Annotated in this window: 24 protein-coding genes; 14 read left to right on the top strand and 10 right to left on the bottom strand. The window is 60.6% G+C overall.

Annotated features, from left to right (window positions below; translation table 11 throughout):
• Positions 1-205 precede the first annotated feature (205 nt).
• The gene (locus CRN80_RS01260; protein ID WP_003189047.1) at positions 206-640 is read right to left on the bottom strand and encodes a PA3611 family quorum-sensing-regulated virulence factor; all 435 of its coding nucleotides are present in this window, start codon (positions 638-640) and stop codon (positions 206-208) included.
• A gap of 178 nt (positions 641-818) precedes the next feature.
• Between CRN80_RS01260 and CRN80_RS01255 the strand changes: the two genes are divergently transcribed.
• The 3 genes from CRN80_RS01255 (at position 819) to CRN80_RS01245 (ending at position 2,878) form a co-directional block, all read left to right on the top strand.
• Positions 819-1,538, top strand: coding sequence for a tRNA-uridine aminocarboxypropyltransferase (locus CRN80_RS01255; RefSeq protein WP_098949384.1), 720 nt, complete (start codon positions 819-821; stop codon positions 1,536-1,538).
• Positions 1,539-1,789: 251 nt separating this feature from the next.
• Positions 1,790-2,440: a response regulator transcription factor ErdR gene (gene erdR / locus CRN80_RS01250; protein ID WP_098949383.1), complete on the top strand. Its 651-nt coding sequence runs from the start codon at positions 1,790-1,792 to the stop codon at positions 2,438-2,440.
• Positions 2,441-2,515: 75 nt separating this feature from the next.
• Positions 2,516-2,878: a diacylglycerol kinase gene (locus CRN80_RS01245; RefSeq protein WP_019817716.1), complete on the top strand. Its 363-nt coding sequence runs from the start codon at positions 2,516-2,518 to the stop codon at positions 2,876-2,878.
• A gap of 3 nt (positions 2,879-2,881) precedes the next feature.
• Here the strand turns inward: CRN80_RS01245 and CRN80_RS01240 are convergent, their stop codons facing one another.
• Positions 2,882-3,808 (bottom strand): LysR family transcriptional regulator, encoded by a 927-nt coding sequence (locus CRN80_RS01240; protein ID WP_003189054.1) that lies wholly within the window; start codon positions 3,806-3,808, stop codon positions 2,882-2,884.
• Between the two features lie 125 nt (positions 3,809-3,933).
• Here CRN80_RS01240 and fpr point away from each other — a divergent pair, with 125 nt between their 5' ends.
• Positions 3,934-4,713 carry a ferredoxin-NADP reductase gene (gene fpr / locus CRN80_RS01235; protein ID WP_003189055.1) on the top strand — a complete coding sequence of 260 codons (780 nt, stop codon included), beginning with the start codon at positions 3,934-3,936 and terminating at the stop codon, positions 4,711-4,713.
• A 182-nt stretch (positions 4,714-4,895) separates the two neighbouring features.
• Here fpr and tsaA read toward each other — a convergent pair whose 3' ends face one another.
• From tsaA to CRN80_RS01190, 7 genes are all read right to left on the bottom strand, one after another.
• The gene (tsaA, locus tag CRN80_RS01225) at positions 4,896-5,591 is read right to left on the bottom strand and encodes a tRNA (N6-threonylcarbamoyladenosine(37)-N6)-methyltransferase TrmO (protein ID WP_044272215.1); all 696 of its coding nucleotides are present in this window, start codon (positions 5,589-5,591) and stop codon (positions 4,896-4,898) included.
• A gap of 3 nt (positions 5,592-5,594) precedes the next feature.
• Positions 5,595-6,056, bottom strand: a complete 462-nt coding sequence (locus CRN80_RS01220) for a DUF1456 family protein (protein WP_005785469.1) — start codon at positions 6,054-6,056, stop codon at positions 5,595-5,597.
• Positions 6,057-6,124: 68 nt separating this feature from the next.
• Positions 6,125-6,835 (bottom strand): rRNA pseudouridine synthase, encoded by a 711-nt coding sequence (locus tag CRN80_RS01215; protein WP_003189059.1) that lies wholly within the window; start codon positions 6,833-6,835, stop codon positions 6,125-6,127.
• Between the two features lie 742 nt (positions 6,836-7,577).
• Positions 7,578-8,048 (bottom strand): GNAT family N-acetyltransferase, encoded by a 471-nt coding sequence (locus CRN80_RS01205; RefSeq protein WP_032893246.1) that lies wholly within the window; start codon positions 8,046-8,048, stop codon positions 7,578-7,580.
• A gap of 100 nt (positions 8,049-8,148) precedes the next feature.
• Positions 8,149-9,489, bottom strand: a complete 1,341-nt coding sequence (rimO, locus tag CRN80_RS01200; RefSeq protein ID WP_003231334.1) for a 30S ribosomal protein S12 methylthiotransferase RimO — start codon at positions 9,487-9,489, stop codon at positions 8,149-8,151.
• Positions 9,490-9,672: 183 nt separating this feature from the next.
• A complete protein-coding gene (locus CRN80_RS01195) occupies positions 9,673-10,008 on the bottom strand; it encodes an addiction module antidote protein (RefSeq protein ID WP_032893244.1) in 336 nt (111 codons plus the stop codon).
• Positions 10,005-10,328, bottom strand: a complete 324-nt coding sequence (locus CRN80_RS01190; protein WP_098949382.1) for a type II toxin-antitoxin system RelE/ParE family toxin — start codon at positions 10,326-10,328, stop codon at positions 10,005-10,007. Before CRN80_RS01190 ends, CRN80_RS01195 begins: the two co-directional genes overlap by 4 nt.
• A gap of 413 nt (positions 10,329-10,741) precedes the next feature.
• Between CRN80_RS01190 and CRN80_RS01185 the strand changes: the two genes are divergently transcribed.
• The 3 genes from CRN80_RS01185 to CRN80_RS01175 all read left to right on the top strand — a co-directional run bounded on the left by CRN80_RS01185 (position 10,742) and on the right by CRN80_RS01175 (position 14,451).
• Entirely contained in the window at positions 10,742-12,643 is a 1,902-nt protein-coding gene (locus tag CRN80_RS01185) for a potassium transporter Kup (RefSeq protein WP_032893242.1), read from the top strand.
• A 212-nt stretch (positions 12,644-12,855) separates the two neighbouring features.
• Positions 12,856-13,962: an NADH:flavin oxidoreductase/NADH oxidase gene (locus CRN80_RS01180; protein ID WP_032893241.1), complete on the top strand. Its 1,107-nt coding sequence runs from the start codon at positions 12,856-12,858 to the stop codon at positions 13,960-13,962.
• A 303-nt stretch (positions 13,963-14,265) separates the two neighbouring features.
• Positions 14,266-14,451, top strand: coding sequence for a hypothetical protein (locus tag CRN80_RS01175; RefSeq protein ID WP_003189066.1), 186 nt, complete (start codon positions 14,266-14,268; stop codon positions 14,449-14,451).
• 54 nt (positions 14,452-14,505) lie between these two features.
• Here the strand turns inward: CRN80_RS01175 and CRN80_RS01170 are convergent, their stop codons facing one another.
• Entirely contained in the window at positions 14,506-16,131 is a 1,626-nt protein-coding gene (locus CRN80_RS01170; RefSeq protein WP_056790149.1) for a glucan biosynthesis protein D, read from the bottom strand.
• A 304-nt stretch (positions 16,132-16,435) separates the two neighbouring features.
• Between CRN80_RS01170 and CRN80_RS01165 the strand changes: the two genes are divergently transcribed.
• The 7 genes from CRN80_RS01165 (at position 16,436) to CRN80_RS01130 (ending at position 25,296) form a co-directional block, all read left to right on the top strand.
• Positions 16,436-17,143: a tellurite resistance TerB family protein gene (locus CRN80_RS01165; RefSeq protein WP_056790152.1), complete on the top strand. Its 708-nt coding sequence runs from the start codon at positions 16,436-16,438 to the stop codon at positions 17,141-17,143.
• Between the two features lie 778 nt (positions 17,144-17,921).
• Positions 17,922-19,544: a methyl-accepting chemotaxis protein gene (locus tag CRN80_RS01155; protein WP_044272237.1), complete on the top strand. Its 1,623-nt coding sequence runs from the start codon at positions 17,922-17,924 to the stop codon at positions 19,542-19,544.
• Positions 19,544-20,056 (top strand): chemotaxis protein CheW, encoded by a 513-nt coding sequence (locus tag CRN80_RS01150; RefSeq protein WP_098949380.1) that lies wholly within the window; start codon positions 19,544-19,546, stop codon positions 20,054-20,056. The genes CRN80_RS01155 and CRN80_RS01150 overlap by 1 nt, the downstream gene beginning before the upstream one ends.
• Positions 20,053-21,315, top strand: a complete 1,263-nt coding sequence (locus tag CRN80_RS01145; RefSeq protein ID WP_098949379.1) for a protein-glutamate O-methyltransferase CheR — start codon at positions 20,053-20,055, stop codon at positions 21,313-21,315. The genes CRN80_RS01150 and CRN80_RS01145 overlap by 4 nt, the downstream gene beginning before the upstream one ends.
• A complete protein-coding gene (locus CRN80_RS01140) occupies positions 21,312-22,013 on the top strand; it encodes a chemotaxis protein CheW (protein ID WP_044272240.1) in 702 nt (233 codons plus the stop codon). Before CRN80_RS01145 ends, CRN80_RS01140 begins: the two co-directional genes overlap by 4 nt.
• Positions 22,010-24,289, top strand: coding sequence for a hybrid sensor histidine kinase/response regulator (locus CRN80_RS01135; protein ID WP_098949378.1), 2,280 nt, complete (start codon positions 22,010-22,012; stop codon positions 24,287-24,289). Before CRN80_RS01140 ends, CRN80_RS01135 begins: the two co-directional genes overlap by 4 nt.
• Positions 24,286-25,296 (top strand): chemotaxis response regulator protein-glutamate methylesterase, encoded by a 1,011-nt coding sequence (locus CRN80_RS01130; RefSeq protein ID WP_098949377.1) that lies wholly within the window; start codon positions 24,286-24,288, stop codon positions 25,294-25,296. Before CRN80_RS01135 ends, CRN80_RS01130 begins: the two co-directional genes overlap by 4 nt.
• The last annotated feature ends 34 nt before the right edge of the window (positions 25,297-25,330 follow it).

The following is a 25,330-nucleotide window of genomic DNA, read 5'->3' as shown; positions in this document are numbered from 1 at the left end:
GGCAGGCCTTTTTTGCCCTGAAAATATGACAGAACAGCATTAAAAGCTGTGGTGGGCGGGCATCTGGGATGAATTGATCATGGGCCGAAAAACCCTTGGCTGGCAACCGCTTATTGGTGGCTCATTACGCAGTTTAGTCGTTGGTGGCAAACGCAGAGCAAGCGTGCGCGCCGCTGGGAAGCAGCGCGGGAGGGTCAAGCAGAGGTTACTTTTTCTTCTTCGCTGGCGCCGGGCAATCGGACTCTGCGAACTTGACCGAAGCCACCGGGCGATTGGTCTTGTTCTCGGTGATTTCATAGCGCATCACTGCGCCCTTGGCCATCAGCTCGCGATAGCCTGGGTTGGTGCACACGCTGCGCCCCAGCTGGAAATACACAGCCTTGGGGTTGGCGCGCATCTGTTCGGCACGGTCGGGCAGCACGCTGAGGTGATCAATCAGCTGCATGCCTTCAACGGTGTAGGCGACTTCCAGGGTTTTTTCATCGATTTCCCGGGGCAGGTCTTTGTTGCTTTCAGCCGCGACGCTTTGCAGCTTCTTGTTCATTTGAGCCTCCAGCAGCGAGGCCGCATGGGCGCCCATAGGCAAGACCAGCGCAAGGGCGACGGATGGGGCAACAAGGCGCAGCATGGAACGCAGCATGAAACTCTCCTGATTCGGTTACTGGTGCATAGACCAGCCACTGGGCTGTGCGTTCAGTGGCGCGCAATTATAGGTGAGCCCTTGCCACTACAGCCAGGCGTATCGCTGGTAAACTGCGGGACTTCTGTTTTTCACGAGTTTGTTCCGTGTCGATTTCCCTTTCTTCGCTGCGTGCCCGATGAGCCACGCCGTCTCCCGTTTGCGTACCCAGCGTCTGGCGCGTGCCGTCAGGCCGTTTCTCAATCGGGGTTCGCGTGCTGAGCGCTGTCCCGGCTGTCGGGTCATTCCCGAATACTGCCTATGTGCCTGGCGGCCGCAGGTAGAAGCCAAGTCCGCCATGTGCCTGTTGATGCATGACGTAGAGCCGATGAAACCCAGCAACACAGGCTGGCTGATCGCCGATGTCATACACGACACCACAGCGTTCGCCTGGTCGCGCACCGAAGTCGACCCTGAGCTGCTCAGGTTGCTGGCCGACCCGCAGTGGCAACCGTACATCGTATTCCCCGGTGAATTTGTGGCGCCGCAACGGGTGGTCAGTGAAGTGTGCGTGGAGGAGGGCAGGCGCCCGCTGTTCATTCTGCTGGACGGTACTTGGAGCGAAGCGCGCAAGATGTTTCGCAAAAGCCCCTACCTGGAACATTTACCCGTGCTGAGCCTGGCGCCCGAGCAGCTGTCGCGTTACAAGCTACGGCGCTCCAAGCGTGATGATCATTTCTGCACCGCCGAGGTGGCGGCGCTGTGCCTGGAACTGGCCGATGACCTGGCCGCCAGCGAAGTGCTGGATGCCTACCTTGATGTGTTCAGCACCCATTACCTGGCTGCCAAGTTCCAACTGCCACTGGATGCGGCGGACACCGTGCATACCCGCCTTGCACCCTACATCCCGGCGGGATAACCAGACGACGTTTGCATGATGGCACTGTAAGCCCGCAACCCGCTAAAATCCCCACGGGCGTAGTGCTTGACCCTCCAGGCTACGCTGGGCATGCTGTGCGCCGATTGGGTGCAACCGTGAATTATCGACGTCGTTTCATGTGTTTTTGACGTTGAACGGGCCCTGTGGCGATCGCTGCCTGGCCGTCGCCTTGTGTATTGGTGAACCCTGAACCCATCAGGGCTCCCATAAAAAACAGGATCATTTAACCAATGGCCACATACGAAATCCTGATTGCCGATGACCACCCGCTGTTTCGCAGCGCACTGCATCAGGCCGTAACCCTGGGCCTTGGCCCCGATGTACGTCTGGTCGAAGTGGCCAGCATTGCCGAACTGGAAACCCGCCTTACCGAAAAATCCGACTGGGACCTGGTGTTGCTCGACCTGAACATGCCGGGCGCCTACGGTTTCTCCGGGTTGGTGCTGCTGCGTGGCCAATACCCGCAAATACCGGTGGTGATGGTCTCGGCCCAGGAAGAAGCCGATGTGGTGGTGCGCTCCAAGGAGTTTGGCGCCAGCGGTTTCATTCCCAAGTCCAGCGCGATGGAAGGTATCCAGAAAGCTGTGCGTACGGTGTTGGACGGCGATGTGTCCTGGCCACCCCAGGCGTTTGAAGAAATCAATGTGTCCGATGAAGCCAAGGCCGCCCGCGATGGCCTGGCCAGCTTGACGCCCCAGCAGTTCCGGGTATTGACCATGGTCTGCGAAGGGTTGTTGAACAAGCAGATTGCCTACGAGTTGAGTGTGTCGGAAGCGACCATCAAGGCCCACGTTACGGCGATTTTCCGTAAGCTGGGCGTGCGTACGCGCACCCAGGCGGCGTTGCTGTTGCAGCAACTTGAGTCTATTTCGCAACATTAAGTTACAGCCGCTTCACGCTTTTTTGACTTTGCGTGATCTAGCTTCCCCACTTCTTTGGTTCAGTTGCCTACATCTATGTCGCCTTTCAAGGGTCAAACCGGTATCAAACGTATCTTCAACGCAGGGGGCTATTCCCTGGATGGCCTGCGTGCAGCTTTCACTGGCGAGGCGGCATTCCGCCAGTTGGTGTTGCTGAACGTCATCCTGATCCCCGTGAGCTTTTTCCTGCAGGTCAGTCGGGTTGAACGGGCGCTGCTGATTGCAGTGTGCCTGTTGGCGCTGATCGTCGAATTGCTCAACTCAGCGGTAGAAGCGGCCATTGACCGTATTTCCCTGGACCGTCACCCGCTGTCCAAGAATGCCAAGGACATGGGCAGCGCCGCGCAATTCGTGGCGCTGACCATGATCACCCTGGTATGGGCCGTCATCCTGATCTGACGATCAGGCGATACTCGGCAGCACGATCTCGTCGCTGCGCTGCACCCCAGCGGTGAAGGCGCGGCACAGTTCGAGAAACTCGCGCATCGCCGAGGTCTGGTACTTCTGCTTGTGCCAGATGAAGTAGAACTGCCGGGCCAGGTCCAGGTCCGGGGTTTCCACCGGCACCAGGCTGCCACGGCGGAACGCATCGCGCAGCGCCAGCCGCGAAATGCAGCCAATCCCCAAGCCCGACTCCACAGCCCGCTTGATCGCCTCAGTGTGTTCCAGCTCCAGGCGGATATTCAGTGCGCTGCGGTGATGACGCATGGCCTGGTCGAAGGTCAGACGCGTGCCCGAGCCCTGTTCCCGCAGGATCCAAGCTTCGTGCGTCAACTCGTCCATGGTGGCCACGCCACGCTTGGCCAAATGATGCTGAGGGGCGCAGAACACCACCAGCTCATCTTCTACCCAGGTTTGCACCTCGATATCCGGGTGGCTGCAGTCGCCTTCGATTAGACCCAGGTCAATTTCGTAGTGCGCCACCTGGTGCACGATATGCGCAGTGTTCTGCACATGCAGCTTTACCTGGCTCTCGGGGTGTTGCTGCATAAAGCTACCAATCAGCAGCGTCGCCAGGTAATTGCCAATGGTCAGCGTCGCGCCGACCGCCAGCGAGCCGAAGCCAGACTTGCCGTTGAGCAGGTCTTCGATTTCCTTGGCCTGGTCCAGCAATGCCACAGCCTGGGGCAATAGCTGGTGACCGAGGGCGTTGAGGCTCAGGCGTTTACCGGCGCGGTCGAACAATTGACAGCTGGATTGACGCTCCAGCTCGGTAATTGAGGTGCTGGCGGCGGATTGAGATAAGGCCAGAAGGCCAGCAGCACGCGAGACGCTTTCCTGCTGGGCGACGGCGACGAAAACTTGCAGTTGACGGAGAGTAAATCGCATATCGATATAACCGATAACCCTTATCTTAATAATCCAGTTAACAGATATTGTCGCCGCCATTAGAATGCTGTGCAATTGCGCATCCTTACCTTTGGCGCAGACCCATTTCCAGGAGTCCCCCGTACATGAGCAACATGAACCACGAGCGTGTCCTCAGTGTTCATCACTGGAACGACACTCTGTTCAGCTTCAAGTGCACCCGCGATCCGGGCCTGCGCTTCGAGAACGGTCAGTTCGTGATGATCGGCCTGCAACAGCCCAACGGCCGCCCGCTCATGCGCGCTTACTCCATTGCCAGCCCGAACTGGGAAGAGCATCTGGAGTTCTTCAGCATCAAGGTGCCCGATGGCCCGCTGACTTCCCAGTTGCAGCATCTGAAGGAAGGCGACGAGATCATCATCAGCAAAAAACCGACAGGCACCCTGGTGCTTGACGATTTGAAGCCGGGCAAGCATCTGTATCTGCTCAGCACCGGTACTGGCCTCGCCCCATTCATGAGCGTGATCCAGGACCCGGAGACCTACGAGCGCTTCGAAAAAGTCATCCTGTGCCACGGCGTGCGCTACGTCAACGAAGTCGCCTACCGCGAATTCATCACCGAGCACCTGCCGCAGAACGAGTTCTTCGGTGAGGCCCTGCGTGACAAGTTGATCTACTACCCGACCGTGACCCGCGAGCCGTTTGAGAACGAAGGCCGCCTGACCGACCTGATGCGCAGCGGCAAGCTGTTCAGCGACATCGGCCTGCCGCCGATCAATCCTGAGGACGACCGCGCCATGCTGTGCGGCAGCCCAAGCATGTTGGATGAGACCAGCGAAGTGTTGAACAGCTTCGGCCTCAAGGTTTCGCCACGGATGCGTGAGCCGGGTGACTACCTGATCGAGCGCGCGTTCGTCGAAAAGTGACTTCGGGTCACTTGTAGGAGCGAGCTTGCTCGCGAAGACCGTCAACGATAACGCTGGCATCTTGACTGAACGCGGTGCCTGCTCGTTTTTCGCGAGCAAGCTCGCTCCTACAGTTGAATGTGTTTGCAAAGAAAAGCCCGCGTTGCCTGTAAAGGCAGCGCGGGCTTTTGCGTTTGTGCGATTTACTGCGCCGGAACCACTTCCAGCACACAAATCATCCCCGGCTCCGGGTAGTGCCAGCGCACATCCACGTCCCAGAAGCGCACACCGTATTCACGCTCAGGGCCGGGCGTTTGGTAGGCCGGTCGCGGATCTTGCGCCAGGCACTGATCAATCAACTCTACCAACGGTTCACCAAGACGCTGGGCATGGCCTTGCGCCTGCTGCAGCGCAGCCTTGAGCCATTGCACGCCGATCAGCGCGGGCGCATCGCTGGCGATGTGGTTGGTGGCCGCATCAACGCTATCGGCATACGGCACATACGGCTTGATATCCAGCACCGGCGTGCCATCGAGCAAATCTATGCCGGAAATCCACAGCCGCCCCGGCTCCACCTTGTCCAGCTTCACCACCGACTGGCCGATGCCATTGGGACGATGGGTCGCACGGGTAGCAAACACACCCATGGAGGTATTGCCCCCCAGGCGTGGCGGGCGCACTTTCAGGCGCGGCTTGTCTTCCAGGGCTTGGTGGAACAGGAACAGCAGCCACACATGGCTGACCTGCTCCAGCCCCTGCACCGCCTCACCCTGGTCGAACGGCGCCACCAACTCCAGCACGCCGCGGGCAGCCGGTGCCAACTGCGGCTGGCGCGGGATGGCGAATTTCTCCTTGAAGCAGGAGCGCACGAAGCCGACCGGTGAGACTTGATAGCTCATGGCTTAAGCACGAACCCGCAGGGTCAAGCCCTTGAGGAAGTTGCGCAGCAACTGGTCGCCACAGGTGCGGTAGTTGGTGTGGCCGAACTTGCGGAACAGCGCGCTCAGCTCTGGCTTGGACACCGGGAACTCCGCCGCCTTGAGGATGGCATGCATGTCGTCTTCCTTCAGTTCGAAGGCCACGCGCAGCTTTTTCAGGATGATGTTGTTGGTCACCGGGGTTTCGATCGGCTGCGGCGGGCGGCTTTCGTCCTTGCCGCGCTTGAAGATCACCAGGCCATCGAGGAAGTGGGCCATGACTTCATCCGGGCAGAACACGAAGCCTTCTTCCTCGTCTTTCTTGAGGTAGGTCAGCAGGTCTTCCTTGGTCACGTCCATGCCGCCGAGCTTGATGATCTCGACCATCTTGTTGTCGCTGATGTCGAGCATGTAGCGCACGCTGCGCAGTACGTCGTTGTGAATCATGGTGGGCAATCCTGGTATTCAACGGATGACACCGCCGGAATCAGGCGGTGTCGGGAAAAGGGAACGGCTTAAAACTTTTCTTTGCCGGACAGGTAACGCCATTGACCCACCGGCACTTTGCCGATGGACACGCCGCCGATACGGATACGGCGGATGGCGATGACTTTCAGGCCAACGGCTTCGCAGAACAGCGCGATCACGCCCGGTTGCGGGTTTTTCATCGCAAAGCGCAGGCGGTTCTCGTTCTGCCAGCTGGCTTTGACGGCCGGCAGCTCTTTGCCTTTGTAGGTCAGGCCATGGTTCAGGCGGTTGAGGCCGTGGGCAACCATGTCGCCTTCGACTTCCACCACGTATTCCTGCTCGATCTTGGCGGCATCGGCGGTCAACTTGCGCAGAATCTTCCAGTCCTGGGTGAACACCAGCAGGCCACTGGCCTTGGCTTGCAGGTCGGCGCTGGCGCTCAGGCGCAGGAAGTGGCCCTTGAGCGGGCGCTTGCCGAAGCGGTGTTCTTCAGAGAGGGTATCGGCGCTGATCGAGGCCATGGCGGTTTCAGCGTCCACGCCTGCGGGGGCGTGCAGCAGGATAGTCACCGGCTCTGGCGCGGTGGCTTTGGCTTCTGGATCCAGCTCGACTTTTTCGTCAGTGACCTTGAACTGCGGCTCGTCGATCACTTCGCCGTCCACCGAGACCCAGCCGCCTTCGATAAACAGCTCAGCCTCCCGACGGGAGCAACCGACCAGTTCGATAAGGCGTTTGGAGAGGCGTATGGGGTCAGTCATGACAAGGGCCGTAACAAAAGGGGGCCACTATTGTACCTGCCTGGCGCCGGTTAATCCCGGCTCCATTTCAGCGCATGTGCCTTAACAATTATTAACTGACATGCCACGGGTCAAATGTGGAAGCTGGCTTGGCTGCGAAGGCGGCCTGGCAGTCTACCCATCGGGCGCTGGTATATGGCCATCGCAGCAGAGGTATCTACACAACTTCGGCACAACGCTAAACCTGTGGCGAGGGAGCTTGCTCCCGTGACGACCTCACAGCCAACACCCATCTACCTGGCACCCCGCGATCAAACTGTGGGAGCTGGCTTGCCTGCGAAGACGGCCTAACAGTCAACACAGTTGGACCGGGTACATATCCGTTATTTAGGTAACGGCCACTTAGGGTTACGCCCTGACGGCGTCTCACTTTTGAGAAGCGCAAAAGTAAGCAAAACGCTCTTGCCCCACCACTCGGCACCTCGCTTAGGCTCGGTGTGCCCGAACACAGGCTTGAATCCGTGGGCCGCCGCCACGCGCCATCCATGGCGCGGGGCGGCTAACCCGGCGTCCTGCCGGGTTACCCACGAATTCAAGCCTGCGTTCGGCCAGCGTGGTTTAACGGGGCGCCTGAGATCAAGATCACAAGCAGATCAAGAGCAAGAGCTACTCGCTTCGCATCGTGGTTACTGTCTGCTGCTACAGCCTACAAAGTTGTGTAGATACCTATGGTCATCACAGAAAAGCCAGCTCCGGGATGATTTCAGGCATTACGCGCCTGCTGCTGCTGGCGCAAACGCAGGTGCAACAACGGATAAGGCTGCCCAAGCCCATCATGCTCTGTGCGCCCGATCACCTCGAAGCCTTGCTTGAGGTAAAACCCCAAGGCCTGGGGGTTCTGTTCGTTGACGTCCAGTTCATCGGCATTCATGTGTTCGATCGCGTAACCCAGCAATTGCCGGCCCAGTCCCTGGCCACGGTAGTGCGGGTCGATAAACAGCATCTCCACCTTGCCCGCCGACACGCCGGCGAACCCGTTGATGCGTTGGCGCGAGTCCTTGGTGCAGATCAGCATCACCGCATCGAGGTAGCGCGTCAGCACCAGGTTTTTCAGCAACTCGATATAGCTGTCCGGGAGGAAGTGGTGGGTGGCGCGTACCGAGTCCTCCCAGATCTGCACCAGGCGCGCGTAGTCGCTGGTTTTAGGTGTGTGAATCACCGAATGCTGACGCATACCCGCTGTCCCTTGCTGTATTCGGGGTTGATGGGCAATACGATAGACCTAAAAAAGCCCCGCATCTTCTCAGAGGCGGGGCTTTTTTATCATCGGGCGATCAGTCGCGCTTTTCGGCCCACAAGTCGTACTCGTCGGCGTCGGTCACGGTGCACCACACTTTGTCACCCGGCTTCAGGCCGCTGGCATCGTCGATAAACACGTTACCGTCGATTTCAGGGGCGTCAAAGAAGCAGCGGCCCACCGCGCCTTGCTCGTCGACTTCATCGATGAGCACTTCGATTTCCTTGCCGATGCGCAGTTGCAGGCGTGCCGAGCTGATGGCCTGCTGATGCGCCATGAAGCGCTCCCAGCGGTCTTGCTTGACGTCGTCCGGCACCACGGCCAGGTCCAGCAGGTTGGCCGGAGCACCTTCCACCGGCGAGTACTGGAAGCAACCGACGCGGTCCAGCTGCGCTTCGGTCAGCCAGTCCAGCAGGTACTGGAAGTCTTCTTCGGTCTCGCCGGGGAAGCCGACGATGAAAGTGGAGCGGATGATCAGCTCCGGGCAGATCTCGCGCCAGTTCTTGATGCGTGCCAGGGTCTTGTCTTCGAACGCCGGGCGTTTCATCGCCTTGAGCACTTTCGGGCTGGCGTGCTGGAACGGGATGTCCAGGTACGGCAGGATCTTGCCGGCGGCCATCAACGGGATCAGCTCGTCCACGTGTGGGTACGGGTAAACATAATGCAGACGCACCCACACGCCCAGGCTGCTGAGGGCTTCGCACAACTCGGTCATGCGGGTTTTCACCGGCGCGCCGTTCCAGAAACCGGTGCGGTATTTCACATCGACGCCGTAGGCGCTGGTGTCTTGGGAGATCACCAGCAGCTCCTTGACGCCAGACTTGACCAGGCGCTGGGCCTCGTCGAGCACGTCACCCACCGGGCGGCTCACCAGTTTGCCGCGCATCGACGGGATGATGCAGAAGCTGCAGCTGTGGTTGCAGCCTTCGGAAATCTTCAGGTACGCGTAGTGGCGTGGGGTCAGCTTGATGCCTTGAGGCGGCACCAGGTCGATCAGCGGGTTGTGATCCTGGCGTGGCGGCACCACCTCGTGCACAGCGTTGACCACCTGCTCGTACTGCTGCGGGCCGGTCACGGCCAGCACACTGGGGTGCACGTTGCGGATATTGCCTTCTTCCACCCCCATGCAGCCGGTCACGATGACCTTGCCGTTTTCCTTGATGGCTTCGCCGATCACTTCCAGGGATTCAGCTTTGGCCGAGTCGATGAAGCCGCAGGTGTTGACCACCACCACATCGGCGTCCTGGTACGTGGACACGACGTCGTAGCCTTCCATACGCAATTGCGTGAGGATGCGCTCGGAGTCGACAAGCGCCTTCGGGCAACCCAGGGAAACAAAGCCAACCTTGGGGTTGGCTTTTGCGATGGTGGTGGACATGTCTAACCTCGGTATTGAATGACGCTGCCGGTCGTGCACGACAAGGCAACGGATGGGCGCTTGGTGCGCCTCTGATCAAAAAGTGCGCAATTCTATCGGTGGGCAACGCACTTGACCAGCTTTATGCAGGGAAATGCGACGAGTGCTGCGCCGGGTCATCCCCATAGCCACACTGGCGCGCGCTTAAGCCTGGATGTCTTGTTCTGTTCGGTGCGATACCACTTTAGACATGCCCACACCTAACGCCTGGAGGACTTTAAGCAAAGTAGAGAGCTTAGGATCGCCGCCGACGCCGATGGACCTGTAGAGGTTTGCTCGATTGAGTCCGGTGTTCTGCGACAAGCTGAGCATCCCACCACGAGCTTCCGCCACTCGACGGATAGCGACAAGGAAAGCGTCCTCGCCACCGGCTTCATCTATTTCCTCAAGCGCGACAGACAAATATTCGAGGGCAAATGCCTCGTCGTTGCGAAGCATTTCCAGAACGCTATCTTCGTGCGGGCGGGTACGAATGGTCATTTTTGCTGCACCTTGTAAGATTTCCAGAGAGCCTTGGCCTGATCGATATCGTTCTGCTGTCTGGCCTTCGAACCACCGCCCAATAGGAAAATGATTTTTCGATCCTGGACTGCGTAATACACGCGAAACCCCGGGCCGAAATCGAGCTTCATCTCAAAGACCCCATCACCCACTGGCTCGGTAATGCCAAAGTGACCAAGGGACGCCCGATCCACTCTGGTGGTGATTCTTGCTTTCGAACGCGTGTCCTGCACTGTATCCAGCCAAGCCTGGTAGATATCCACGCCGTTGATTGACAGTACGTGTTTCACTTCGTACATGAGGAATGTACCTTAAAAGAGACAGCTCGATAATTGAGTTTTTATATCGACTGCGCGCCATGCGAATGCACGATTGACCGATCAGGTAATCCGGCAAGGCGCTCCTGCTCACACCACCCAAGCAGCACGACTGAGCCGGGCCAGGAATATACGGTTGGCCGTAAATGTGATCAATGCAGGCAAAAAGGCGCCAAAGTGCTGCTGTGGCCTCTATGACTGATTGCCTAAAACGACACCCCGTTCACTTGAACGGGGAAATACGACGAGTGCTGCGCTATGCTTCGCGCCGTTGCGCACGGGTAAAGCCCTTGGGTCAATAAAACGTCTGTTACGAGAAGTAAAACAGCGCATGCTAGGGTCAGCTTAGAAGCGCTGTTTATAAAAGACCTCAGGTCAAAGGGCAGGAGTGGTTGATGGGTCAGGCAAGTAGTCAGGCAGCAGGTGCCGAGCATTCAAAAGCCAAGCCGATTGGCATGCTGGTGGCGGCGGTCGGGGTGGTTTATGGCGATATCGGGACCAGCCCGCTCTACACCCTTAAAGAGGTGTTCAACGGTGGTTATGGCGTGCAGGTCAACCATGACGGTGTTCTGGGGATCCTGGCGCTGATCTTCTGGTCGCTGATCTGGGTGGTGTCGATCAAGTACGTGCTGTTCGTGCTGCGCGCCGACAACCAGGGCGAGGGCGGGATCATGGCGCTCACCGCGTTGGCGCGGCGAGCCGCCGGCACGCGGGCCAAATTACGCGGTTTCTTGGTGGTATGTGGCCTGTGTGGCGCGGCGCTGTTCTACGGTGACAGCATGATCACCCCGGCGATTTCGGTGTTGTCGGCCATCGAAGGCTTGGAACTGGCGTTCGATGGCCTGGAAAAATGGGTGGTGCCCATTGCCCTGGTGGTGCTGGTGGCGCTGTTCCTGATCCAGAAACACGGCACCGACCGCATCGGCAAGCTGTTCGGCCCGGTGATGGTCACCTGGTTCCTGGTGTTGGGCGGCCTGGGTGTGTACGGCATCCTGCAGCAACCCGAAGTGCTCAATGCGCTGAACCCGGCGTGGGGTGTGCGCTTCTTTATGGTTCACCCGGGTATTGGCGTGGCGATCCTCGGCGCGGTGGTGCTGGCGTTGACCGGCGCTGAAGCGTTGTACGCCGACATGGGCCACTTCGGCCGCAAACCCATTGCCCGCGCTTGGTTCCTGCTGGTGCTGCCGGCGCTGGTGCTCAACTATTTCGGCCAGGGCGCGATGCTGCTGGGCGATCCGGAGGCGGCGCGCAACCCGTTCTACCTGTTGGCGCCAAGCTGGGCGCTGGTCCCATTGGTGGGCTTGTCCACCATGGCCACGGTGATTGCTTCCCAGGCGGTGATTTCCGGCGCGTTCTCGTTGACCCGCCAGGCGATCCAGTTGGGTTACATCCCACGCATGCATATCCAGCACACCTCCAGTGCCGAACAGGGCCAGATCTACATCGGTGCGGTGAACTGGTCGCTGATGGTCGGCGTGATCCTGCTGGTGCTGGGCTTTGAGTCCTCCGGTGCCCTGGCCTCGGCCTACGGTGTCGCCGTGACGGGCACCATGCTGATGACCACCATTCTGGTATCGGCGGTCATGCTGCTGCTGTGGAAATGGCCACCGGTGCTGGCCGTGCCGCTGTTGCTCTGCTGCCTGTTGGTAGACGGCCTGTTCTTTGCGGCCAACGCGCCGAAGATCCTCCAGGGCGGGGCCTTCCCGGTGTTGGCGGGGATCGTGCTGTTTGTGCTGATGACCACTTGGAAGCGCGGCAAGCAATTGCTGGTCGGCCGTCTCGACGAGGGTGGCCTGCCATTGCCGATCTTTATCAGCAGTATCCGCGTACAGCCGCCCCATCGCGTGCAGGGCACGGCGGTGTTCCTCACCGCGCGGCCCGACGCCGTGCCCCATGCGCTGTTGCACAACCTGTTGCATAACCAGGTGCTGCATGAGCAGGTGGTGCTGCTGACCGTGGTCTACGAAGACATTCCACGGGTGCCAGCGGCGCGGCGCTTCGAGGTGGATGCCTACGGCGAAGGCTTCTTCCGGGTGATCCTGCACTTCGGGTTCACCGATGAACCGGACGTACCCGAAGCGTTGAAACTGTGCCACTTGGATGATCTGGACTTCAGCCCGATGCGCACCACCTATTTCCTTAGCCGTGAAACGGTGATCGCCTCGCGCATCAAAGGCATGGCCCGTTGGCGCGAAGTGTTGTTTGCCTTCATGTTGAAAAATGCCAACGGCAACCTGCGGTTCTTCAAACTGCCGGTCAACCGTGTGATCGAGCTGGGCACCCAGGTCGAGATGTAAGGTGCTGCCTACCGGGAGCCGGCAATCGGCTCCCGCTTTCCTTTCTGAACCCTGTGCAAACGATGGTTGTCGACTAGGCTGGTAGGAGCGAGCTTGCTCGCGAAAAACGTCAACGATCACGCGTTAATCCTGGATAAACGCGACCCCTGTGAGGCCTTCGCGAGCGAGCTCGCTCCTACAAAAATGCCTATGAAGCCCAGAAGAGGTGCGCCATGAGTCAGCTGCTCGAACCTTACACCCTGCGCCAATTGACCCTGCTCAACCGCATCGCGGTTTCACCCATGTGCCAATACTCCAGCGACGATGGCCTGGCCAATGACTGGCACCTGGTGCACCTCGGCAGCCGAGCCGTGGGCGGCGCCGGGCTGATTTTTACCGAGGCCACGGCGGTGACCGCCGACGGCCGCATCACCGCCCAGGACCTGGGCCTGTGGAACGACGCCCAGATCGAACCGTTGCGCCGCATCACGCGTTTTATCGCGGCCCAGGGCGCAGTGGCCGGAATTCAGCTGGCCCATGCCGGGCGCAAGGCCAGCACTCATCGGCCATGGATCGGCAAACACGGCAGCGTCAAACCGGAGGAGGGCGGCTGGGTGCCGGTGGGGCCCTCGCCGATTGCCTTCGATCCCAATCACACGCAGCCCAAGCCACTGGACGAAGGGCAGATCCAGCAAGTGATCGCTGACTTTGTCGCCGCCGCTAAGCGCGCCTTGACCGCAGGCTTTGAAGTGGTGGAAATCCATGCCGCCCACGGGTATCTGTTGCACCAGTTCCTCTCGCCGATCAGCAACCAGCGTCAAGACCACTACGGCGGCTCTTTCGACAACCGCATTCGCCTGGTGCTGGAAGTGACCAAGGCCGTGCGAGCCGTGTGGCCTGAGGAGTTGCCGCTGTTTGTGCGCGTGTCGGCCACCGATTGGGTGGAAGACGGCTGGAACCCGGATGAGACCGTGGAATTGGCGCGCCGCCTTAAAGACCTGGGGGTGGATCTGATCGACGTGTCCTCCGGTGGCACCGCCGCCAATGCCGAGATTCCTACTGGCCCCGGCTACCAGACGCGCTTCGCCGAGCGCGTGCGCAAGGAGTCGGGCATGGCCACTGGCACCGTCGGCATGATTACCGAACCCGCCCAAGCAGAGCACATCCTGCGTACCTGCCAGGCCGACATTATCTTCCTGGCCCGCGAACTGCTGCGTGACCCCTACTGGCCACTGCACGCCGACGATGACTTGGGTGGGCGCAAGGCAACCTGGCCTGCGCAATACCAGCGGGCGACCCATCGGGACCAGCCGATTCATGAGTCGGACCTGCGGGATTGATCCTGCTCACCTCTGTGCCAAACCCACCCTGACACGGTGGGTTTTTTCTTGCGCGCGTTGTAGGCGTTGCGCAGCCGATATCGGCCACTGCGTGAGCAATCGCTGTAGGTTTTTATTACCGACGTTATTTTTTAAGTTAATACTCTAAAAAAATCCCACGAATGGTGAGATAGTTTCTACGCTAAGGGTAAGCCCGACTTCTGGCCCAGGGAGACAGGCGGCTGGTCCGCGAAGCCGTTGCGCTTCTCGGGAGTTGGGAAATGGGCACCAGGAGTATTTGACTGATATCAGGAGTAGCGGTCCATGGCCAAGTCCTATGGCGTAGCGGGTGCGGTGGCGTCTTTTCTGAGCCGCCGGATGTCCTTGCGGGGTCGAAGGTTGAGTTCAGATGAAATGGAGTTGCTGGCGCAATATCGGGCGCTGACCGAGAGTGATCAGGTGGCGATGCGCTATCTGATTGGCGCGATGAAAAGCGTGTCGCGGTTCTGAGCCAAATCCGATCATTCCCACGTTATTGCGTGGGAATGATCGTGCAGTGTGGCATTAGGTGTACTTGCGTTGCTCTGGCGCAGGCGGGAAGTACTGATACAGCCAGGTTTCACTGAGGGTGCGGTCCTGGGTGCGAATAAACAGGCGTAGCTCGACCGGCTCCACGCTGTCGCTGGTGGGGTACCAGTCGAACAGGATGCGGTAACCCTTGATGTTGTCCAGCACCAGCACGCTGAAGTCCTTCACCTCACCGTGGGAACAGGTCACCACAGGCTCGATGCCGGTGCCCGCCGGCAGGCGATCCAGGCCGCCGCCCTTGAAGTCCACGGCAAAACGCCGCGCCCATACCTTCGGATAATGCTCCCCGGGTGCCCAGCCTTCGGTAAAGCCGCCCATGCCCGAACGGGTCGCGTCGACTTGTGCCAGCGGCGTGCTCACTGGCGGCAGTGCGCTCCAGTACAGCTTGTAGCCATAGTTGAGCGAATCACCCGCGGCCACGGGCTTTTTCGGGGTCCAGAAGGCCACGATATTGTCCAGGGTTTCGCCGGTGGTGGGGATTTCCAGCAGGTCGATCGAGCCTTCGCCCCAGGCCGTGGTCGGTTCAACCCACAGGCTTGGGCGTTTGCTGTACCAGTCGACGGTGTCTTGGTAGCTGGCGAACTCATGGTCGGTCTGCACCAGGCCGAAGCCTTTGGGGTCGGTGTCGGCGAACGCGTTGAATTGCAGCTTGGCCGGGTTGTTCAGAGGCCGGCAGACCCATTCGCCGTTGCCTCGCCACATGGCCAGGCGGTCGGAGTCGTGGATTTGCGGGTGGATGGTGTCGCACATGCGGCGCTCATGGGTGCCGCAGCTGAACATACTGGTCATGGGCGCGATGCCCAGTTGTTCGATGGCGGTGCGCGCATTGATGTGCGCGTCGATCGCCATCACCACTTGGTTGGCCTGGCAGTCGATGTCGAAGCGATAGGCGCCAGTGGCGCTTGGCGAGTCGAGCAGGGCGTAGACCACAAAACGCGTGGCGTTCTTGTCCGGGGTTTCGAACCAGAACTGCGTGAAATCAGGGAATTCCTCGCGTTTTTTCGCGTAGGTATCAATCGCCAGGCCACGCGCCGAGAGGCCGTACTGGCCGGTGGAATCCACTGCGCGAAAGTAGCTGGCGCCGAGAAACGACAGCACGTCATGGCGGTCCAGTTCCGGCGCCTTGAACAGCTTGAAGCCGGAGAAACCCAGGTCGCCGGTTAATTGCTGGGTGTCCACCGTGGTTTTTTCATAGTTGAACAGCGAAGGGCGAAAGTGCACTTCGCGGGCTTCACGGGTCTTGGGGTCGACGCTGTGCATGCGCACCGGCGTCTTGAAACCCATGCCGACGTGGAAGAACTGCACGTCCAGTTGGCCGTTCAACTCCTTCCACAGTGAATGGTTACGGTCATAGCCGATGGCGTTGAAATTCTGCGGGGTCATGGTGGCCAGGGTCGGCGGCAGCACCTGCTTAGTGTCCTGGTAGCCACGGGTGGCCAATTGCTTGGCCTGGGCCTTGAGCGATTCGAAATCGAACGCCACGGCCTTGCCATCGGCAGCCCGGTTTCCTGCCCAGGCCTGCGCGGCCAGCAGGCCACTGGCCGACAAACCGGTGTAAGCCGCAATGGCCATGGATGCTTTGAGCAAATTCCTGCGGTGCATAGAGACAACCTGTCGTGAGCAAATCCCGCGCCGTTCCTGGCACGTAACGGATCAGAAATAACGGTTCGGACATGCCTTCGGCCAAACGCAACGGACAATAAACAGACGCCGGATAGCTTAAGCGGTTCGATGAGCGAGGCAAATTGATTGATGGCGGGATGATGGCGTTGCATGTGCAACAAGACATTTCCAGCATCGCAACTGAGCGTTACATCTGGAAGCACTCTAGATCACGGCTTTTTGGCACTTAGTTTTACGCTGGAGGCCTATTGGTCCTACGAACCCAAGTGTCTGGAGGCTACGAATGAATACCCGTGGATTGCTCGATCAACTGCTCAAGTCTGGCCAGGACATGTTGCAAAACAAGGCCGGCGGCCAACGCAAGTCCAATGACAAGGGCGCCCTCGGCGGCTTGCTCAACGGTGGCGGGCTCGGCAGCATGCTCGGCGGTGCCGGCGGCGGCGCCCTGGCAGCGGGAGCCATGGGCTTGCTGCTGGGTAACAAAAAAGCCCGCAAATTCGGCGGCAAGGCGCTCACCTACGGCGGCTTGGCCGCACTCGGTGTGATTGCCTACAAGGCTTACGGCAACTGGCAAGCCCAGCAGGCCAGCGCGCCCCAAGGCGAGCCGCAAACCATCGACCGCCTGCCAGCGGCCCAGGTCGAACAACACAGCCAAGGCATTCTCAAGGCACTGGTGGCCGCAGCCAAGGCTGACGGGCATGTGGATGAGCGCGAGCGCGCCTTGATCGAAGGCGAATTTACCAAGCTGGATAACGACCAGGAACTGCAACACTGGCTGCACGCCGAACTCAACAAACCCCTGGACCCCACCGACGTCGCCCGCGCCGCCAGCACCCCGGAAATGGCCGCCGAAATGTACATCGCCAGCGTGATGCTGGTAGACGAAGAAAACTTCATGGAAAAAGCCTACCTGGACGAACTGGCCCGCCAACTGAAACTTGAACCAGGCTTGAAGCTGGAGTTGGAAAAACAAGTACGGCTAAACGCCTAAATAGGGCCACACCCCAGTCAAACCTGTGGGAGCGGGCTTGCCCGCGAATGCGCTAGACCAGTCACTCTATTTCCGACTGACTCACCCCATCGCGGCATAGGTACCCACACCCTAACCACGATGCGAAGCGAGCCGCTCTTGATCTGCTCTTGATCTTGATCTCAGGCGCCCCGTTAAACCACGCTGGCCGGAATTCGCCAGGGATTTGGGGGGTAAACCGGCAGGGATGCCGGTTTAGCCGCCCCGCGCCATGGATGGCGCGTGGCGGCGGCCCCCCAAATCACTGGCGGATTACGGGCACACCGAGCCTAAGCGAGGTGCCGAGTGGTGGGGCAAGAGCCCTTTTGGTTACTTTTGGGGCTCTTTTCCAAAAGTGACCCGCTGTCAGAGCGGAACCCTAAGTGGCCGTTACCGCAGGAATGGATATGTACACAATCCAGCTGTGTTGACTGTTAGGCCGCCTTCGCAGGCAAGCCAGCTCCCACAATTGGGCCGCGGGGTGTCAGGTAGATAGCCGTAGGCTGGGAGGCCGCCATCGCAGGCAAGCCAGCTCCCACATTCAGATCGTGGGGGGCAGGTGAATAGGTGTCGGCTATCAGGCCGTCACGGGAGCAAGCTCCCTCGCCACAGGCCCCGCGTCGCACGCAAAATTGTGTAGATAGCTATGGCCAACCCAAGCACATCTGCATTCTGTGCACTGCACATCAAAAGCCTTGATAAAAGCGCGCAGCCGCTCAGCTATACTCCCCTCCATTTGAACGGCCCTCGAGGAATTACTGTGAAGAACTGGACCCTGCGCCAAAGGATTTTGGCGAGCTTTGCGGTAATTATCGCGATCATGCTCCTAATGGTCGTAGTCTCGTATTCACGCCTGCTGAAAATCGAAGTCAGCGAAAACTCAGTCCGAGACGATGCAGTGCCGGGGGTGTTTTTCAGCTCGATGATTCGCAGCGCCTGGGTCGACAGCTACCTGCAAACCCAGGAACTGGTCGGTATCCACAAGAACCAGGGCATTTCCGAGGTTGACAAGCAGGACTACAAGTCTTTCGAAGCACGGCTCGAACAGCACATGGGTAGCTATGCGGCGACGATCAATATCGATCAGGATCGCACCGAGTTCGATGCCTTCGAAAAACTGCATCAGAACTACAATCGGATTCTCGCTCAGGTCCTGGAAGCTCATCAGAGCAACAATTCAGCCGAAGCGCTGAGGTTGTTCAACGAGCAACTGACCCCCGCCTGGACCGCAGGCCGCATGAAGCTCAATGACATTATCAACGAGAACAAACAGGTCGCCGACAACGCCACCGCCGCCATCGATGATGCGGTAGCGGCCGCGAAGATCAGCATGGGCGTCTCGCTGCTGCTGGCAATTCTCGCCGCCGCGCTGTGCGGCCTGTTGCTGATGCGCGCGATCATGGCGCCGATGCAGCGCATCGTTCAAATCCTCGAAGTCATGCGCACCGGCGACCTGAGCAAGCGTCTGAACCTGGAGCGCAAGGATGAATTCAACGCGGTTGAAACCGGCTTCAACGACATGATGACCGAGCTGACTGCCCTGGTGTCCCAAGCGCAGCGCTCATCGGTACAGGTCACTACCTCGGTCACCGAGATTGCCGCGACCTCCAAGCAGCAACAGGCGACCGCGACAGAAACCGCGGCGACAACCACCGAAATCGGCGCCACATCCCGCGAAATCGCCGCCACGTCCAAAGACTTGGTCCGCACCATGACCGAAGTGTCCACCGCCGCCGACCAGGCCTCGGTGGCAGCAGGTTCCGGCCAGCAGGGCCTGGCCCGCATGGAAGAAACCATGCACTCGGTGATGGGCGCCGCCGACCTGGTCAACGCCAAGCTGGCGATACTCAATGAGAAGGCCGGCAACATCAACCAGGTGGTAGTGACCATCGTCAAGGTGGCCGACCAGACCAACCTGTTGTCCCTCAATGCTGCGATCGAGGCAGAGAAAGCCGGTGAATACGGGCGCGGCTTTGCCGTGGTTGCCACCGAAGTGCGTCGCCTGGCCGATCAGACCGCCGTGGCGACCTACGACATCGAACAGATGGTGCGCGAGATCCAGTCGGCGGTGTCGGCGGGGGTGATGGGCATGGACAAGTTTTCCGAGGAGGTGCGCCGGGGCATGTCTGAGGTGCAACAAGTGGGCGAGCAACTGTCGCAGATCATCCATCAGGTACAGGCCCTGGCGCCGCGGGTGTTGATGGTCAACGAAGGCATGCAGGCCCAGGCCACCGGCGCCGAGCAGATCAACCACGCGCTGGTGCAATTGGGCGATGCCAGCAGCCAGACCGTCGAATCCCTGCGCCAGGCCAGCTTTGCCATTGATGAACTGAGCCAGGTTGCGGTCGGTCTGCGCAGCGGCGTCTCGCGTTTCAAAGTCTGATGAGCGAGCTCGCGGCTAAACGCGGTGCCGTCCCGGCAGCGAAAAAGGCGTTGTTCCTGGTGTTTCGCATCGGCAATGAACGCTTTGCCCTCAAGGCCACCGAAGTGGCCGAGGTGCTGCCGCGCCTGGTGCTCAAACCTATCGCCCAAGCGCCCTTATGGGTGGCGGGTATCTTCGCCCATCGTGGGGTGCTGGTGCCGGTCATCGACTTGAGCGCGCTGACGTTCGGCACTTCGGCCCAGGCGCGCACCAGTACGCGCCTGGTGTTGGTCAATTACCAACCGCAGCCCTGGAGTGAAGCACGTTGGTTGGGGCTGATCCTGGAACAGGCCACCGACACTCTGCGTTGCGACCCCGCCGAGTTCCAGCCCTATGGCCTGGATAATCAGCAGGCGCCATACCTGGGGCCGGTGCGTGAGGATGCCCAGGGCTTGATGCAGTGGATTGGCGTCGCGGATCTGTTGACCGCGCCAGTGCGCGCCTTGTTGTTCTGCGCCGAGTTGAGCCTATGAGCAATGACCCGCGGTTTTTCGCGTTCTTGAAAGAACGCATCGGCCTGGACGTCGCGTCGGTGGGCGAGGCGATCATCGAACGCGCGGTGCGCCAGCGCTGCCAGTCGTCCCAGTCGCCGTCGGCGGAGGCTTACTGGCAGCACTTGCAAACCTCCCATGACGAGCAGCAGGCGCTGATCGAAGCGGTGATCGTCCCCGAGACTTGGTTTTTCCGTTATCCCGAATCCTTTGCCACCCTGGCCCGCCTGGCCCAGGTGCGCCTGGCCGAGATCAATCAGATGCGCGCCCTGCGTATTCTCAGCCTGCCGTGTTCGACCGGCGAAGAGCCCTATTCGATTGCTATGGCTTTACTTGATGCGGGTTTGGCGCCCCACCAGTTCAAAGTCCAGGGCATGGATGTCAGCCCGCTGTCGGTGGAGCGGGCGCGGCGGGGTGTGTACGGCAAGAACTCGTTTCGCGGCGCCGACCTTGAGTTTCGCGACCGCCACTTCACTGAAGACGCAGGCAGTTACCGCATCGCCGACCGAGTGCGCGAACAAGTGCGCCTGCAAGTCGGCAACTTGCTGGACCCGGCACTGCTGGCGAACGAGCCAACCTACGACTTTGTGTTCTGCCGCAACCTGCTGATCTACTTCGACCAGCCGACCCAGAAACAAGTGTTTGATGTGCTCAAGGCATTGACTCACGTGGACGGCGTGCTGTTTATCGGCCCAGCCGAGGGCAGCCTGCTGGGGCGCCACGGTATGCGCTCCATCGGCGTGCCGCAGTCCTTTGCTTTCAGTCGGCATGTAGAACCGACCCCGCCGCCAGCACCTGTGGTCAAACCGACGCCCGCGCCGCTACCGCAGCGCAGGGCGGCGCCGATACCGCTCAAGCCACGGCCGTTCAGCACGGTCAGCCCCAGCGTGCCACCGGTCAAAGGGGTGCCTACCGATGCCGGGGATTTGCTTAGCCAGATCGCAACCCTGGCCAATGAGGGCAAAAGTGCCGAAGCCCGTGCGGCCTGCGAGCGCTATTTGAGCAGTCACCCACCGGCCGCCCAGGTGTTTTATTGGCTGGGGCTGCTCAGCGATGTGGCTGGCAGTGCCCTGGAGGCGCAAGGGTATTATCGAAAAGCCCTGTATCTGGAACCGCAGCATCCCCAGGCCCTGATGCACCTGGCCGCTTTGCTCGAGTCCCAGGGCGACAGTGCCGGCGCGCGTCGTCTTCAGGCACGCGCCGCCCGTAGCGAGCGAGCTGACAGTGAGTCCAAACGATGAGTAGCCCTGACGTGCTCGACACCGCAGGCCTGGACCTGACGCTGACTGACACCCAAGCCATTGACGACTGTTGGAACCGCATCGGTATCCATGGCGACAAGTCCTGCCCGTTGTTGGCTGAGCACATCCACTGCCGCAATTGCTCGGTGTATTCGGCCGCTGCAACGCGCCTGCTTGACCGCTACGCGCTGCAACAGGACGACCATCACGCGCAGGCAACTGCCGAAGCGGATAACGAGGTGGTCACCCGTTCGCTGTTGATGTTCCGCCTCGGCGAAGAATGGCTCGGCATCGCCACCCGTTGCCTGGTGGAAGTGGCGCCGTTGCAGCCGATCCACTCGCTGCCGCACCAGCGCTCCCGGGCGCTGCTGGGCGTGGCCAATGTACGCGGGGCGCTGGTGGCATGCCTGTCACTGGTGGAACTGTTGGGCCTGGACAGCACCAGTACCGGCGCCAGCGGCGGGCGGATCATGCCGCGCATGCTCATCATCGCTGCCCAGGACGGCCCGGTCGTGGTGCCGGTGGATGAAGTAGACGGCATCCACGCCATCGATGAGCGCACCCTGCAGGCCGCGTCGGTGTCCGGCACCCAGGCCAGCGCCCGCTACACCCAAGGCGTGTTGCAGTGGAAAGGCCGCAGCCTGCGTTGGCTGGACGAAGCGCAATTGTTGTCCGCCGTGACCCGGAGCCTCGCATGACCCCCGACCAGATGCGCGATGCCTCGTTGTTGGAACTGTTCAGCCTGGAAGCGGACGCGCAGACCCAGGTGTTGAGCGCGGGCCTGCTGGCGCTGGAGCGCAACCCGACCCAGGCCGACCAGCTCGAAGCCTGCATGCGCGCCGCGCATTCACTTAAAGGGGCGGCGCGGATTGTCGGCGTGGATGCCGGGGTCAGCGTGGCCCATGTCATGGAAGATTGCCTGGTCAGCGCCCAGGAGGGCCGCCTGTACCTGCAACCTGAACATATCGACGCGTTGCTGCAAGGCACCGACCTGCTGATGCGTATCGCCACCCCGGGCAACGATGTGGGGCCGGCGGATATCGAAGCGTACGTAGCGCTGATGGAGCGCTTGCTCGACCCCTCGCAGCCGATTGCCACGCCGCTGCCAAAACCCGAGCCCCTCTCTGTGCCGCAGGTAGACGCCTTGCTGCTGGAGCCTGAGTTGGAGCCCGCGCCAGTGGTCAGTAGCGAAGCCCCGCGCCAGAACAAGCGCATGACCGAAGGCGGCGAGCGGGTGCTGCGGGTTACAGCCGAGCGCTTGAACAGCCTGTTGGACTTGTCCAGCAAATCCCTGGTGGAAACCCAGCGGCTCAAGCCGTACCTGGCCAGCCTGCAGCGGCTCAAGCGCATTCAAAGCAACAGCTTGCGTGCCCTCGACGCCCTGGATGGCCAGCTCAAATCATTGGATCTGAACCTGGAAGCCCAGGAAGCCCTGGCCGATACCCGTCGCCTGCTGAGTGAAGCCCAGGCCCTGCTGGCGGAAAAAAACGCCGAGCTGGATGAGTTCGGCTGGCAGGCCGGCCAGCGTGCCCAAGTGCTTTACGACACCGCCTTGGCCTGCCGCATGCGGCCGTTTGCCGACGTGCTGGCCGGGCAGGTGCGCATGGTGCGTGACCTCGGTCGTAGCCTGGGCAAGCAGGTGCGCCTGGAGATTGAGGGCGAAAAGACCCAGGTCGACCGTGACGTGCTGGAAAAACTCGAAGCACCGCTCACCCATTTATTGCGCAATGCGGTCGACCACGGCATCGAAACCCCTGAGCAGCGCGTGCTGGCGGGCAAACCGGCCGAAGGCTTGATTCGCCTACGCGCGTCCCATCAGGCCGGGCTGCTGGTGCTGGAGCTGAGCGATGACGGCAACGGTGTCGACCTCGAGCGCCTGCGCGGCACCATTGTCGACCGGAATTTGTCGCCGGTGGAAACGGCCCTGCGCCTGAGCGAAGAAGAACTGCTCACGTTTCTGTTCCTGCCGGGGTTCAGCCTGCGTGACAAGGTCACCGAAGTGTCCGGGCGCGGTGTGGGCCTGGACGCGGTGCAACATATGGTTCGCCAGCTGCGCGGCGCGGTGGTGCTGGAACAGACAGCAGGGCAGGGCAGCCGCTTCCACCTGGAGGTGCCGTTGACCTTGTCGGTGGTGCGCAGCCTGGTGGTGGAGGTCGGCGAAGAAGCCTATGCCTTCCCCCTGGCGCATATCGAACGCATGTGCGACCTGGCCCCCGACGATATCGTGCAGTTGGAAGGCCGCCAGCACTTCTGGCATGAGGGCCGGCACGTCGGCCTGGTTGCCGCCAGCCAGTTGCTGCAGCGCCCGCCGGGGCAGACCCCGTCAGATACCTTGAAAGTAGTGGTGATCCGCGAACGCGATGCCGTGTACGGGATTGCCGTGGAGCGTTTTATTGGCGAGCGCACCCTGGTGGTGTTGCCGCTGGATGATCGTCTGGGCAAGGTCCAGGACATTTCTGCCGGGGCCTTGCTCGATGACGGCTCGGTGGTGTTGATCGTCGACGTCGAAGACATGCTGCGCTCGGTGGATAAATTGCTCAACACCGGCCGCCTGGAGCGCATCGCCCGGCGCAGCCAGCAGGCCACCGAAGCGCCGCGCAAGCGTGTGCTGGTGGTGGACGACTCACTGACGGTGCGCGAGCTGCAACGCAAATTGTTACTCAACCGTGGTTATGAAGTTGCCGTTGCGGTCGATGGCATGGATGGCTGGAACGCATTGCGCTCCGAGGACTTCGACCTGCTTATCACGGATATTGATATGCCTCGCATGGACGGTATTGAATTGGTCACACTTTTGCGCCGTGACAGTCGCCTGCAATCGTTGCCGGTGATGGTGGTTTCTTACAAGGATCGTGAAGAAGACCGCCGCCGTGGCCTCGACGCCGGGGCCGACTATTATTTAGCCAAAGCCAGTTTCCATGACGACGCCTTGCTCGACGCCGTGGTTGAACTGATTGGAGGCGCCCGGGCATGAGGATTGCGATCGTCAATGACATGCCCCTGGCCGTAGAGGCCTTGCGCCGCGCCCTGAGTTACGAGCCCGCCCACGAGGTTGTGTGGGTGGCCAGCAATGGCCTGGAAGCGGTGCAACGTTGCGCCGAGCTGACCCCGGACCTGATCCTGATGGACTTGATCATGCCGGTGATGGACGGCGTGGAAGCTACCCGCCAGATCATGGCCGACACGCCATGCGCGATCGTGATCGTCACCGTCGACCGCCAGGCCAACGTCAGCCGTGTATTCGAAGCCATGGGCCACGGCGCCCTGGATGTGGTGGACACCCCGACGCTGGGGGTGGGCAACCCCAAGGATGCGGCGGCGCCCCTGTTGCGCAAGATCCTCAATATTGGCTGGCTGATCGGCCAGCGTGGTACCCGAGTGCGTGCCGAAACCCCGCCGCAGCGGGTTACCGGCAAGCGTCAACGGCTGGTGGCGATTGGATCTTCCGCCGGTGGGCCGGCGGCTCTGGAAGTGCTGCTCAAGGGTTTGCCCCGGGATTTTCCCGCCGCCATCGTGCTGGTGCAGCATGTGGACCAGGTGTTTGCCGCCGGCATGGCCGAGTGGTTGAGCAGCGCTTCCGGCCTGCCGGTGCGCCTGGCCTGTGAAGGCGAGCCGCCTCAACCCGGCGTGGTATTGCTGGCCGGAACCAACCACCATATTCGCTTGTTGAAAAATGGCACGCTAGCCTATACCGCAGAGCCGGTGAACGAGATTTACCGGCCCTCCATCGACGTGTTTTTCGAAAGCGTCGCCAGCTACTGGAACGGTGACGCCGTCGGCGTGTTGCTCACCGGCATGGGGCGCGACGGCGCCCAGGGCCTCAAGCTGATGCGCGAACAAGGATATTTGACCATCGCCCAGGACCAACAGAGCTCGGCGGTGTATGGCATGCCCAAAGCGGCGGCGGCGATTGATGCTGCTGTTGAAATTCGCCCACTGGATAGAATTGCGCCCCGATTGCTGGAGGTCTTTGCAAAATGAACAAGAATCTCCCGCCGTGCTGGCTTGCAGGTAG

The sequence above is a fragment of the Pseudomonas sp. FDAARGOS_380 genome (assembly GCF_002591235.1).
Classification (GTDB): Bacteria; Pseudomonadota; Gammaproteobacteria; order Pseudomonadales; family Pseudomonadaceae; genus Aquipseudomonas; species Aquipseudomonas salmasensis.
Note: the sequence above shows the minus strand (reverse complement) of the source record. Positions and strands in the feature narration are given on the sequence as shown.